15 protein-coding genes are annotated in these 12407 nt (G+C 72.1%); 11 read left to right on the forward strand and 4 right to left on the reverse strand.

The window, feature by feature from the left end; all coding sequences use genetic code 11:
* The first annotated feature begins 156 nt into the window (after positions 1-156).
* From ACIBQ1_RS07545 to ACIBQ1_RS07570, 6 genes are all read left to right on the forward strand, one after another.
* Entirely contained in the window at positions 157-678 is a 522-nt protein-coding gene (locus tag ACIBQ1_RS07545) for a flavin reductase family protein (RefSeq protein WP_397275553.1), read from the forward strand.
* Between the two features lie 58 nt (positions 679-736).
* A complete protein-coding gene (locus ACIBQ1_RS07550; protein WP_397275290.1) occupies positions 737-1942 on the forward strand; it encodes an acyl-CoA dehydrogenase family protein in 1206 nt (401 codons plus the stop codon).
* A gap of 11 nt (positions 1943-1953) precedes the next feature.
* Positions 1954-2724 (forward strand): SDR family oxidoreductase, encoded by a 771-nt coding sequence (locus ACIBQ1_RS07555; protein WP_397275292.1) that lies wholly within the window; start codon positions 1954-1956, stop codon positions 2722-2724.
* A 32-nt stretch (positions 2725-2756) separates the two neighbouring features.
* The gene (locus tag ACIBQ1_RS07560) at positions 2757-3164 is read left to right on the forward strand and encodes a PadR family transcriptional regulator (protein ID WP_397275294.1); all 408 of its coding nucleotides are present in this window, start codon (positions 2757-2759) and stop codon (positions 3162-3164) included.
* Positions 3165-3231: 67 nt separating this feature from the next.
* Positions 3232-4242, forward strand: a complete 1011-nt coding sequence (locus ACIBQ1_RS07565; protein ID WP_397275296.1) for a hypothetical protein — start codon at positions 3232-3234, stop codon at positions 4240-4242.
* A gap of 59 nt (positions 4243-4301) precedes the next feature.
* Complete coding sequence (locus ACIBQ1_RS07570; protein ID WP_397275297.1) at positions 4302-5597, forward strand: DUF2252 domain-containing protein; 1296 nt, start codon at positions 4302-4304, stop codon at positions 5595-5597.
* A gap of 341 nt (positions 5598-5938) precedes the next feature.
* Here ACIBQ1_RS07570 and ACIBQ1_RS07575 read toward each other — a convergent pair whose 3' ends face one another.
* Together ACIBQ1_RS07575 and ACIBQ1_RS07580 are read right to left on the reverse strand one after the other, a co-directional pair.
* Entirely contained in the window at positions 5939-6205 is a 267-nt protein-coding gene (locus ACIBQ1_RS07575; protein ID WP_397275298.1) for a hypothetical protein, read from the reverse strand.
* Positions 6206-6249: 44 nt separating this feature from the next.
* The gene (locus ACIBQ1_RS07580; RefSeq protein ID WP_397275299.1) at positions 6250-6537 is read right to left on the reverse strand and encodes a hypothetical protein; all 288 of its coding nucleotides are present in this window, start codon (positions 6535-6537) and stop codon (positions 6250-6252) included.
* A 199-nt stretch (positions 6538-6736) separates the two neighbouring features.
* Here ACIBQ1_RS07580 and ACIBQ1_RS07585 point away from each other — a divergent pair, with 199 nt between their 5' ends.
* On the forward strand, positions 6737-7390 hold the full coding sequence (locus ACIBQ1_RS07585) for an NIPSNAP family protein (protein ID WP_397275301.1): 654 nt from the start codon (positions 6737-6739) through the stop codon (positions 7388-7390).
* Between the two features lie 41 nt (positions 7391-7431).
* On the opposite strand, the gene ACIBQ1_RS07590 is transcribed toward ACIBQ1_RS07585, so the two are convergent.
* The gene (locus ACIBQ1_RS07590; RefSeq protein WP_397275303.1) at positions 7432-8334 is read right to left on the reverse strand and encodes an SDR family oxidoreductase; all 903 of its coding nucleotides are present in this window, start codon (positions 8332-8334) and stop codon (positions 7432-7434) included.
* 31 nt (positions 8335-8365) lie between these two features.
* Complete coding sequence (locus ACIBQ1_RS07595; protein ID WP_397275305.1) at positions 8366-9103, reverse strand: SDR family oxidoreductase; 738 nt, start codon at positions 9101-9103, stop codon at positions 8366-8368.
* A 46-nt stretch (positions 9104-9149) separates the two neighbouring features.
* On the opposite strand from ACIBQ1_RS07595, the gene ACIBQ1_RS07600 reads away from it, so the two are divergent.
* From ACIBQ1_RS07600 to ACIBQ1_RS07615, 4 genes are read left to right on the forward strand one after another with little or no spacing between them, the layout of a single operon-like run.
* The gene (locus tag ACIBQ1_RS07600; RefSeq protein WP_397275306.1) at positions 9150-9878 is read left to right on the forward strand and encodes an enoyl-CoA hydratase family protein; all 729 of its coding nucleotides are present in this window, start codon (positions 9150-9152) and stop codon (positions 9876-9878) included.
* An 8-nt stretch (positions 9879-9886) separates the two neighbouring features.
* On the forward strand, positions 9887-10657 hold the full coding sequence (locus tag ACIBQ1_RS07605) for a CoA transferase subunit A (RefSeq protein WP_397275555.1): 771 nt from the start codon (positions 9887-9889) through the stop codon (positions 10655-10657).
* Entirely contained in the window at positions 10641-11360 is a 720-nt protein-coding gene (locus tag ACIBQ1_RS07610) for a CoA-transferase subunit beta (protein ID WP_397275308.1), read from the forward strand. The genes ACIBQ1_RS07605 and ACIBQ1_RS07610 overlap by 17 nt, the downstream gene beginning before the upstream one ends.
* Positions 11357-12397 carry an NAD(P)H-dependent flavin oxidoreductase gene (locus ACIBQ1_RS07615; RefSeq protein WP_397275309.1) on the forward strand — a complete coding sequence of 347 codons (1041 nt, stop codon included), beginning with the start codon at positions 11357-11359 and terminating at the stop codon, positions 12395-12397. Before ACIBQ1_RS07610 ends, ACIBQ1_RS07615 begins: the two co-directional genes overlap by 4 nt.
* The last annotated feature ends 10 nt before the right edge of the window (positions 12398-12407 follow it).

Genomic DNA, 12407 nt, shown 5'->3' on the forward strand with positions numbered 1-12407 from the left:
TCGCCCTAGCGTCCAAGCAAGCGCTTGGTATGATAGAGCGCAGACGGTGGACTAGGAGGCGGACCAATGAGCACACACGCTGCCCGGCTCGTCGCGCCGGACGGCTGTCGCGGCCTTCCGGCGCCCCCTCAGCGCAGGATTCGCAACGGAGCCGCCATGCCGACCGGCCCTTCACCTCACAGCGCGAACGGTCACCTGGACAGCCGCCGTTTCCGGCAGGTGCTCGGCAGGTTCGCGACCGGTGTGGTGGCGATCACGGCGCTCGATCCGGTGAGCGGCCGGCCGTGCGGACTGGCGGCCAACTCCTTCACCTCCGTCTCGCTGGACCCGCCCCTGGTGGCGTTCTGCGTGGCCCACACCAGCACCAGCTGGCCCAAGGTGCGCGGCGCCAAGGTCGTCACCGTGAACGTGCTGGCCGAGCACCAGCAGGCGGTGTGCGCCCAGATGGCGACCAAGGGCGGCGACAAGTTCGCGGGCCTGGAGTGGACGGGCTCCCCCGGTGGCAACCCGGTGCTCGAAGGCGCGCTGGCGTGGATCGACTGCGCGGTCGAGGCCGAGCACGCGGCGGGCGATCACATGATCGTCGTGGCCCGGGTGCTCCAGCTCGACACGCACGCGGACGGCGGCCCCCTCGTGTTCTTCCGCGGCGGGTACGGGGGCTTCGTTGAGCCTGCCTGAGCCGGCGGGTACGGGGGCTTCGTTGAGCCTGCCTGAGCCGGCGGGTACGGGGGCTTCGTTGAGCTTGCCTGAGCCGGCGGGCCAAGAAGGAAAAGAGCCACCCGGCACGCCGGGGCTGCGGGAGCAGGCGCGGGCCTGGCTGGAGGAGGCGCTGAGCGGCGAGTTCGCGCACGCCAGAGGGCTCGGCGGACCCGGACGCGAGCACGAGGGCCACGAGCTGCGGCAGGCGTGGGAGCGCCACCTCGGCAAGGCCGGGTGGACCTGCCTGGGCTGGCCCGAGCGGTACGGCGGCCGCGCCGCCTCCCTGGAGGACCAGATCGCCTTCCACGAGGAGTACGCCAGGGCCGACGCCCCCGCCAGGGTGGGCCACATCGGCGAGGGGCTGATCGGCCCGACCATCCTCGAATTCGGCACCGACGAGCAGAAGGACCGCTTCCTGCCGCCGATCCAGCGCGGTGACGAGCTCTGGTGCCAGGGCTACTCCGAGCCCGAGGCGGGCTCCGACCTGGCCAACGTCCAGACGAAGGCGCACCTGGAGGGCGGCGAGTGGGTCGTCACCGGGCAGAAGGTGTGGACGTCGCTGGCGCACGTGGCCGACTGGTGCTTCGTGCTGTGCCGTACCGAGCCCGGCTCGCAGCGGCACAAGGGGCTGTCGTACCTGCTCGTCCCCATGGACCGGCCGGGCGTCGACGTGCGGCCGATCGTGCAGCTCACCGGGACGTCGGAGTTCAACGAGGTGTTCTTCGACGGCGCGCGCACAGCGGCGGGGAACATCCTGGGAGCGCCGGGCGAGGGCTGGCGGGTGGCGATGGCCACGCTCGGTTACGAGCGCGGCGCCTCGACGCTCGGGCAGCAGATCGGGTTCAGGCGGGAGCTGGCCAAGGTCGTCGAGACCGCCCGAAGGACGGGCGCGGCCGACGACCCGGTGCTGCGGGACAGGCTGGTCCAGTCGTGGCTGGAGCTGGAGATCATGCGGCTCAACGCGCTCAGGATGCTGCGCCCGGACCCGGGTCCCGAGGTGTCGATCGCCAAGCTCTACTGGTCGGAGTGGCACCGGAGGCTGGGCGAGCTGGCTCAGGCCGTGCAGGGCAAGGCCGGGCTGGTGGCCGAGCCCTCCCAGACCGGCCCCGATGAGAGCGGGCAGGGCGAGCTCAACGAGTTGCAGCGGCTCTACCTGTTCAGCCGCGCCGACACGATCTATGCCGGATCCAGCGAGATCCAGCGGAACATCATCGCCGAGCGCACCCTGGGACTCCCCCGCTGATTGGAGCACGGATGCCCCCATATCCGAAGGCGCACGGACTGCTGGACGGCAAGGTGACGCTGGTGACGGCCGCCGCAGGGGCGGGAATCGGCTACGCGACCGCCAGGCGCTGCGCCGAGGAGGGCGCGACGATCGTCCTCTCGGACCGGCACGAGCGCCGCCTGGCCGCCGCCGCCGACGCGCTGACCGAGCTCACCGGCGTCAAGCCGCTGGCCGTGCCGTGCGACGTGACGTCAGAGGCACAGGTGCTGGCGCTGTTCGACGCGGCGGTGGAGGCGCACGGCAGGCTGGACGTGGTGGTCAACAACGCCGGTCTCGGCGGTACGGCCCCGCTGGCCGAGATGCCGGACGAGCAGTGGCACGCGGTCATCGACGTCACCCTGAACGGCACGATGCGCTGCACCAGGGCGGCGCTCAGGCAGATGATCGCCCAGGGTTCCGGCGTCATCGTGAACAACGCCTCGGTGATCGGCTGGCGCGCCCAGCGGGGCCAGTCGCACTACGCGGCCGCCAAGGCCGGGGTGATGGCGCTGACCAGGTGCGTCGCGCTGGAGGCCGCCGAGCACGGCGTGCGAGTGAACGCGGTGGCGCCCTCGCTGGCGGTGCACCCGTTCCTGGCGAAGGTGACCAGCGAGGAGCTGCTGGCGGAGCTGGCGGCCAAGGAGGCTTTCGGGCGGTCGGCGGAGCCGTGGGAGGTGGCGAACGTGATCGTCTTCCTGGCCAGCGACTACTCCTCGTACATGACGGGAGAGGTGGTCTCGGTCTCCTCGCAGCATCCGTGACGATATCCTGAAGGTCAGGATATAGTGGCACCGTGAATATAACGGAGCCCATGTTCCTGGCGCTGATCGCGCTGGTGGACGAGCCGCGCCACGGCTACGGAATCGTCCAGGAGGTCGATCGCCTGTCCGAGGGGCGCGTGCAGCTCAAGATCGGGACGCTCTACGGCGTGCTCGACCGGCTGTCGGCCGAGGGCCTGGTCGAGCCGGACCGCGAGGAGGTCCAGCAGGGGCGGCTGCGGCGCTACTACCGGCTGACCGACGAGGGCGCCGACGCGCTGGAGCAGGAGGCGGCCAGGCTGGCCGCCAACGCCGAGGCCGCCAACGCCCGCCTGCGCGCCAGACGCGCCCCGGAGCGCCGCCCGTCGACGGCCTCGGGCACGCCCGCCCCGACGCCGACGCCGCCACGCCCGCGACAGCTGCCCGCCGGGGGTGCCGCGTGAACCGCCGTCCCACACGACTGCTGCCCGCCGGAGACGGCCGCGCGAACCGCCCGGCCGGGGGTGCCGCGTGAGCCTGCTCGAACACCGTTACCGCCGTGTCCTGCGCCTCCTGCCCGCCTTCTACCACGTCGAGCGCGAGGAGGAGATGGTGGCCGCGTTCATGGAGATGTACGGCGACGTGCCCGACGACGTGAACCCGCGGCCGAGCTGGGGCGAGATCGCCAGCGTCGCGGCGCTGTCCGTCCGGCTGCGGCTCGGCGCCGTGCGCGACCGGCCGCGGGCCTTCGCCTGGGGCGAGGCCGTCCGGCTCGCCGCGCTGCTGGGGCTGGCCTACCAGGCGGTGTACGGCGTCCTCGTCGCGGCGGACGTGCTGCGCGCGCTCAGCCTGGGGACCACCCCGTTCCCGGGCGCGCCCGAACCCGCCGAGCACCTGATGGCGCTCCGGGACCTGGGGACCGGCCTCTGCGCCGTGGCGGCCTTCACGGCGATCATGCGGGCCCGGCCGCGCCTGGCCAAGGTCGCGGCACTGCTCGGCACGATCCCCCTTCTCGCCTATGACGCGATCACGCTGGTCCTGCCCGGCACCGCCGGGGACGGGCCGTGGACGGAGGCGGGCCGCATGCTGGTCACGGCGGCACCCGTGATCGCGCTCCTGCTGGGCTTCCATCGCGACGTCACCCCGCCGCGCCGGCCGTGGTGGCTGACCCTGGCGCCGCCGGCCGCCGGCCTGACGATGCTGGCCTGGGCCGAGGTGTGGCTGGCCCTGCGGCTCTACGAGTCGGAATGGCTGGCCCTGTGGCTGGACCTCGACGGGACGGCGATCGCCGCGCTGGTCGTGGGCTCGGCCTTCGCGGTGGCCCGCAGGCCCGTGCCGTCCCTGGCGCTCGGGCTGTCGATCGCCGGCCTGCTAATGCTGCCGGGCCGGCTGGGCCTGCTGATCGACCTGTACGGGTCCGCGATCGGCGACACCACGTCGGTGGTAGCCACGCAGTGCCTCCTGCTCAGCATCGTGACCGGCGCGCTGGCCGCGGCGGGGCTGCGGTCGCTGCCCGGCGCACGTGCCGCCACCCTGACCTGAGCCTGTCAGGGAAAGATCAGGGTGGTCGGCAAGGTTCCCGGGGATCTAGTGTCCGTGACATGGGCGCACGTTCCTCCTTCCTGCTCGATGTCCTCATGGCAGAGTTCGGCGAGTCGATCAAGCGAGATCCTGCCGCTTTTAGGCGGAAATTTCGGAAAATGGCGGCTTCCCCGTTCGCGTTCTACCGGGGCAGTGCCTGTCTGTTCTACGCGGACATGGCCGAGTCCTACGCGGACCATTCCTACCTGGACGAACCGACCAGCCGGGTGTGGATCCACGGCGACCTGCACGCGGAGAACTTCGGCACATACATGAACGCCTCCGGCGTCCTCGTGTTCAACGTCAACGACTTCGACGAGGCCTACGTGGGCCCGTACGTCTGGGACCTCAAGCGCTTCGCCGCCAGCGTGGCGCTCATCGGGTACGCCAAGGCCCTGTCCGACGACTCGATCAGCATGCTCGTCACCGACTTCGCCGGCGCGTACCTGGTCGAGCTGGGCGCGCTCGCGGGGGGTGGGGACGACGCGATCGGCTCGCTCACGCTGGACACCACCACCGGCGTGCTGCACCGGGTGCTCCAGACCGCCCGGCTCAGCACGCGGGTGGCGCTGCTGGACGTCGAGACCGTGATCGACGACTACGACCGGCGGTTCGCGCTCATGGAGGGGCGGGAGCCGGTGGACGCGGCGACCAGGCAGGCGGTGGTCGCCGCGTTCGAGGAGTACCTGAACACGCTGCCGGTGCAGGCCAACCCGGTCGAGCACGTGATCAAGGACGTGGCGCTGCGCAAGGGCGTGGGCATCGGGTCGGCGGGGCTGCCGTCGTACAACCTGCTGCTCGAAGGGCGCTCGCAGGCGCTGGAGAACGACGTCATCCTCTACATGAAGCAGGCGGCCGTGCCCGCGGTGGCCCGTTACGTCACCGACGAGAAGGTGGCCTCGTACTTCCTGCACCAGGGCCATCGCACGGCGGAGTCGCAGCGGGCGCTGCAGGCGTACGCCGATCCGTGGCTCGGGTACACGTCGCTCAGCGGGGTGGGGCAGCTCGTGGCCGAGGTGTCGCCGTACTCGGCGGACCTCGACTGGGACGACGTGAACGAGCCGGCCGAGCTGCGCTCGATCGTGCAGGACCTGGGGCGGGCGGTGGCGCGCATGCACGCGGTGGCCGACGACGAGTCCAGTCACGACCTCGTCGACTTCTCGACGGAGGAGGCGATCATGGCGGTCATCGGCAACGACAAAGCCGGATTTATCGGGATGCTGGTGGATTTTGCCCACCGGTACGGGGCACAGGCCCGGGAAGACCATCAACGGTTCGTCGACCTGTTCCGCAACGGCCGGCTCCCTGGCGTCTGACCTCGGCCAACGCCTGCACCCGACGTCGCGCTGACCCGCCCTACTTCTGTGACGGGGACGTACGAGGAGCGGCCGGCCGGATGCCGCCGGATGGCCGGGCCAGGCCGATCCTGGCGTGGGGAAGGGGCTGAGGTACGGCGGCGAGCGCCTTCTCCACGAGGTCGACCTGGTCCGGGGCTAGTGGCGCTGATCGGCCCGCGCGCGCTCCGGTCGGCGGCGGGGTCGTCCCAGCGCATCGACCCGGTCCCGGCCGCCTCGCGCCAGGCGGCCAGGACCGGGTCTCGCTCGTCGTCGGTGCGGCGCGGGTCAGGCCATCGCGGACCTGACCCGCGTCCCGCCGGCTAGTCGATCTCGACGACGTCCTCGATGCCCACGGCGCCGCGGTTGGTTGCGGTCACGGCGTTGCCGTTGACGTTGTTGACGCTGGTCGCGCCGCGGCCGCTCACGTTGCTGTTGACGACGTTGCCGAAGTTGTTGCCCGACTGCGAGGAGCCGCGGTTGGAGCTGGAGTTACCCGCGTTGACGTCCGCGTACGCGGGGGCCGACAGCAGGGTCACCCCGGCAGCGGCGGCAGCGACGAGACCGGTCACGCAGAGCTTCTTCACCATGGTCGTGGTCCTTTCAGATCGTATTGGCTTTGGACGTCAGCCGGTCAGTAGAAGATGTAGGTCACCGTGATGCCGCCGTTGGTGGCGGTCGGAGCGATGCCGTTGACGTTGTTGACGTTGGTCGAGCGGTCCCTGCCGCGGTTGACGGAGGTGACGTCGCCGAAGTTGTTTCCGGACTGGGACGAGTCGCTGTTGCTGCTCCAGTTACCGGCCCGGGTGTCGCCACTCAGCGGCCCCAACCAGTCGTCGTCAGCGTGAGCCGGGGCAGCCAGGAGTGCGCCGCCGACGGCCATGGCCAGCACGGCTGCGGCGGCGCACGCTCTTTTGATCAACTTCTGCTCCTTCACCGGTAGGGTTCAGGGCCGGCGAGCACGGGCACGCCGCCCCTTTGACCTCCCTTGACCCCTGGAGATCAAGGTCACTGCGAGCATATAACCGTGAGTTGTCGATCGGTAGCTATGAGTTACCAGAATATTATTCGATCAATACGCTGACGGAAGATGTCAGCGACCTGGGCCTAACGTCCGCCGCATGATCTATGAACTGCGCCAGTACACGCTGCTGCCCGGGCGGCGGGACACGTTGATCGAGCTGTTCGAACGCGAATTCGTGGAGACCCAGGAGGCGGTGGGCATGCGGGTCACCGGCACCTTCCGCGTCCAGGACGCGCCCGACCGGTTCGCCTGGCTACGCGCGTATCCGTCCATGCCGGCCCGCAAGGACGCGCTGGAGGCCTTCTACGGAGGGCCCGTGTGGCGCGCCAACCGGGACGCCGCCAACGCCACCATGATCGACAGCGACGACGTGCTGCTCCTGCACTCCGTCGGGGCCGAGCCGCCCGCCTGGGAGCGGCCGCCCGCGGGCGCGACCGAGCCGCCCCCGTCCCTGTACGCCGCCACGATCTACCACGTCGAGGACGGCTTCTCCGCCTTCTTCGCCCGGGAGGTCGCGCCCGTGCTGGCCGAGGCGGGGGTGCCGCCCGTCGCGTGCCTGGAGACCGAGCACTCGGAGAACAACTTCCCCCGGCTCCCGATCCGGACCGGGGAGAACGTGTTCGTGTGGTTCGCCCGCTTCGACCCGGCCGGGGAGGAGCGGGAGGTGGACCTCCCCATGCTGAAGGAGCGCCTGACGGCCGCCCCCGAGCGGCTCCTGCTCCGCCCGACCGCCCGCTCGGCCATGCGCTGACCCACCCGGACCCCGACCCGTCCCGCCCCGTCCCGCCCGGCTCACGCCCCGTACACGGGCTCGGAGGGCGGGGCGGAGGCCAGGAGCTCGGTGACCGCGTCGCCGACGGCCGCGGGGTCCCAGCGCGTGCCGCGGTCGGCCCGCTCGCCGTGGCGCCAGCCCGTGGCCAGGGCGATCGAGCCGCCCTCCACCTCGAACACCCGCCCCGTCACGTGACCCGACCCCTCGGAACCGAGCCAGACGACGAGCGGGGCGATGTTCGCGGGGTCCATGGGGTCGAAGCCGGACTCCGGCCTGGCCATGGTCGCGGCGAACACCTCCTCGGTCATGCGCGTGCGGGCGGCGGGGGCGATGGCGTTCACCGTCACGCCGTACCTGCCCAGCTCGGCCGCGGCCACCTGCGTCAGCGCGGCGATGCCCGCCTTGGCGGCCGAATAGTTGGCCTGCCCGACGCTGCCCAGCAGGCCCGCGCCGGACGAGGTGTTGATCACCCGGCCGGTGACCCGCTCGCCCGCCTTGGCGCCCTCCCGCCAGTACGCCGCCGCGTGGCGCAGCGGCAGGAAGTGGCCCTTGAGATGGACGCGGACGACGTCGTCCCAGTCCTGCTCGGTCATGGAGACGAGCATCCTGTCCCGGAGGAAGCCCGCGTTGTTCACCAGGACGTCGAGGCGGCCGTACGCGCTGACGGCGGTCTTGACCAGGCGGGCCGCGCCACCCCAGTCGGCCACGTCGTCGCAGTTGGCCACCGCCTGCCCGCCGAGCGCCTCGATCTCCGCGACCACCTCCAGCGCGGGGCCTCCCGAGCTGCCCTCGCCGCCGGGGCCCGTGCCGAGGTCGTTCACCACGACGCGGGCGCCCTGCCTGGCGAACTCCAGCGCGTGCTCCCTCCCGATCCCCCGTCCGGCGCCCGTCACGATCACCACGCGGCCAGCACAGATTCCCACCCAGACCTCCCAGAAGGATCATGCAGAGATATCAGGAAATGTCGCTGGAGGCCAGGTGCCGCCAGGCGGGGATCTCGCCGCCGCCGTCCACCCGCACCTCCGCGCCCGTGACGTAGCCGGGCGCGGCCAGCCACAGGCACGCGGCGGCCACGTCGGCGGGCGTCGCCATCCGGCCCGCCGGGATGGCCGCCCCCATCCCGTCCTCGCGCCCGCCGTAGTGGGAGGCGGCGTTCTCGGTGGCGGCCAGGCCGACGACGACCGTGTTGACGCGTACCTCCGGCGCCCACTCGGCGGCCAGGCAGCGGGCCAGGTGGTGCAGCCCGGCCTTGGCGGCGCCGTACGCGGCGGTGCCGGGCGAGGGACGGGCGCCGCCGGCGCTGCCGATCATCACGATCGCCCCGCCGGCGGCGGCGAGCAGCGGGTACGCGGACTGCGAGACCAGCAGCGGGGCCGTCAGGTTGAGCTCGATGACGCGGGCGTGCAGGCGCGGCGAGGTGCCGTCGAGCGGCGCGTACGGCGAGCCGCCGGCGTTGTTGACCACCACGTCCAGCCGCCCGAACCCGGCCATGAGCCGCTCGACGTCCTCGGGCACCCGCACGTCGGCCCGCGCGAACCGGACCCCCGGCACCGGGACGGCCGGCTCGCGCCGGGCGCAGACCGTCACGTCGGCGCCCGCCTCCCGGAAGGCGCGGGCGATCCCCGCGCCGATGCCCTGGGTGCCGCCGGTCACCAGGACGGCCTTGCCCGCGTAGTCGTAAGTCACGGTCACGGGTGCTACCGTACCAAGCAAGCGTTAGGTGCAACCAGGGAGTCCTATGGGGATCACGCTGCGGGCAGGGCCGATCGCCGAGGTGGTCGTGGACGTGCCGCCGGTGAACGCGTTGACCGTGCGGGGCTGGGAGGAGCTGGCCGAGACCGTCCGGCGGGCCGGGGACGATCCGGAGACCAGGGTGGTGGTGCTGCGGGCCGAGGGCCGCGGGTTCAACGCCGGTGTCGACATCAAGGAACTGCGGGACGCCGAGGGGTACGAGGCGCTGGTCGGGGTCAACAGGGCGTGTTACGCGGCGTTCGCGGCGGTCTACGAGTGCGCGGTGCCGGTGATCGCGGCCGTGCACGGCTACTGCCTGGGCGGCGGCGTCGGCCTGGCGGGGAACGCCGACATCGTGGTGGCCAGTGAGGACGCGTACTTCGGGCTGCCCGAGGTGGACCGGGGCGCGCTGGGCGCGGCCACGCACCTGGCCAGGCTGGTGCCGCAGCACCTGGTGCGGGCCATGGTCTACACGTGCAGGAACGTGACGGCCGCCGAGCTGCACGCGTTCGGGTCGGTGCTGGAGGTGGCGCCGCGCGACAAGCTGCGCGACGCGGCGCTGGAGGTGGCGGGGCAGATCGCCGCGAAGGACCCGTACGTGATCCGCCGCGCCAAGGAGTCCCTGAACGGCATCGATCCCGTGGACGTCAAGCGCAGCTACCGCTTCGAGCAGGGCTTCACCTTCGAGCTGAACCTGATGGGCGCGGGAGACCGGCACAGGGAGCGATTCACGTGACCAAGCTGATGTCGGCCGAGGAGGTCGCGGGCACGGTCGAGAGCGGGATGACGATCGGGATCGGCGGCTGGGGCTCGCGGCGCAAGCCGATGGCCCTCGTCCACGCCCTCCTGCGCTCCCCCGCCACCGACCTCACGATCGTCTCGTACGGCGGTCCCGACGTGGGCATGTTGTGCGCGGCGAAGAAGGTGCGCAAGGTCGTGGCCCCGTTCGTCACGCTCGACTCCATCCCCCTGGAGCCCCATTTCCGGCGGGCCAGGCAGGCCGGGGAGATCGAGTTCGTGGAGTACGACGAGGGCATGTTCATGTTCGGGCTGCTCGCGGGGGCGCACCGGCTGCCGTTCCTGCCGACGCGGGCGGGGCTGGGGTCGGACGTGCTGCGCGTCAACCCCGGGCTGCGGACGGTGCGGTCGCCGTACGCGGACGGGGAGGAGCTGGTCGCGGTGCCCGCGCTGACCATGGACGTGGCCCTGGTCCACCTGAACCGGGCCGACGCGCGGGGCAACGCCCAGTACCTGGGGCCCGACCCGTACTTCGACGACCTCTACGCCAAGGCGGCGCGGCGGTGCTACGTCTCGTGCGAGCAGGTCGTGGAGAACCTGCTGAAGGAAGGACCCGTGCAGTCGCTGCTGATCAGCCGGTCGATGGTGGCGGGGGTGGTGGAGGCGCCCGGCGGGGCCGGCTTCACCTCGTGCGAGCCCGACTACGTGCGCGACGAGGCGCTGCAGCGACGTTACGTGGAGACGCCCTGGGAGGAGTTCGATGAGCAGCAGGGCTGACGTGTGCGTGGTGGCGTGCGCGGAGGCGTTCCGGGGCGACGGCGAGATCGTGGCGGCCGGCATCGGCGGGCCGGTCACGGTGCTGGCGGCGCGGCTGGCGCGGCTGACGTTCGAGCCGGAACTGCTCACGCACGACGGCACCTGCCTGCTCACCGGCGACGTGCCCGCGCTGGGCGAGGTGCCCGAGGTGGTCGAGGGGTGGCTGCCGTTCCGGGAGCACCTGTGGCTGGTGCTGAACGGGCGCCGCCACGTCATGCTCGGAGCGAGCCAGATCGACCGGCACGGCAACACGAACATCTCCTGCATCGGCGACTGGGCCCGGCCCAAGGCGCAACTGCTGGGCGTGCGGGGCGCGCCGGGGAACACCCGCTGCGACCCGACCAGCTACTGGATCCCCCGCCACTCCCGCCGGGTGTTCGTGCCCGCGGTGGACCTGGTCAGCGGGGTCGGGACCGACAGGGGCGCCTTCGACCTGCGCCGCGTGGTCACGAACCTGGCCGTCCTCGACTTCCGCACCCCCGGCGGGTCCATGCGCTTGGTGTCGACGCACCCCGGGGTCCAGGTGGACGACGTGGTGGCGGCGACCGGCTTCGAGCTCGACATTCCTGAGCACGTCCCCCAGACGCGCGGGCCGACCGTCGAGGAGATGGAGGTCCTGGACCGGCTCGACCCCGGACGCCTGCGGGACCGGGAGCTCGCGTGAGGACCGCGCTGACGTCCCTGGTCGGGTGCCGCCACCCGATCGTGCAGACCGGCATGGGGTACGTCGCGGGCGCCCGGCTGGCGGCGGCCACCTCCCAGGCCGGCGGGCTCGGCGTGATCGGCGCCGCGACGATGTCGGTGGCCGAGATGACCGCGGCGATCAGGCGGGTGAAGGAGCGCACGGACGCGCCGTTCGGCGTGAACCTCCGTTCCGACGCCGACGACGCCGCCACGCGGATCGAGGTGCTGATCAGGGAGGGCGTGCGGGTGGCGTCGTTCGCGATGGCGCCCGAGCGGGACCTGATCGCCCGGCTCAAGGACGCGGGCGTGGTCACGATCCCGTCGGTCGGGGCGCGCCGGCACGCCGAGAAGGTGGCGGGCTGGGGCGTGGACGCGGTGATCGTCCAGGGCGGCGAGGGCGGCGGTCACACCGGCTCCGTCGCCACGACCTTGCTGCTGCCCCAGGTCGTGGACGCGGTGGACATCCCGGTGATCGCGGCCGGGGGCTTCTTCGACGGGCGCGGTCTGGTGGCGGCGCTGGCGTACGGGGCCTGCGGGATCGCCATGGGGACCAGGTTCCTGCTGACGAGCGACTCCCCCGTGCCCGACGAGGTGAAGAAGCTCTATCTGGCGACGAGGGACACGGTCGTCACGACCAAGGTGGACGGGGTGCCCCACCGGGTCCTGCTGACCCCGTTCGTGACGTCGCTGGAGCGCTCGCGCCTGGTGCGGGCGGTGATGAACGGGGCCAGGTTCAAGCGGCTGTCGGGGCTGTCGTGGGGCGAGATGCTGCGCGAGGGCCGCCGGATGAGGCAGGCGCGCGACCTGACCTGGGCCCAGGTCCTGCAGGCGGCCAACACGCCGGTGCTGTTGCGGGCGGCGATGGTGGAGGGCAGGGCGGACCTCGGGGTGATGGCCTCTGGCCAGGTGGTGGGCGTGATCGACGACCTGCCGTCCTGCCGGGAGCTGATCGAGCGCGTCATGACCGAGGCCGAGACCGCGCTCTCCCACCTGGGCCGCGTGCGCGAGGAGCGCTGAGGCGGCGGGG

Source organism: Nonomuraea sp. NPDC050153 (genome assembly GCF_044460125.1).
GTDB lineage: Bacteria > Actinomycetota > Actinomycetes > Streptosporangiales > Streptosporangiaceae > Nonomuraea.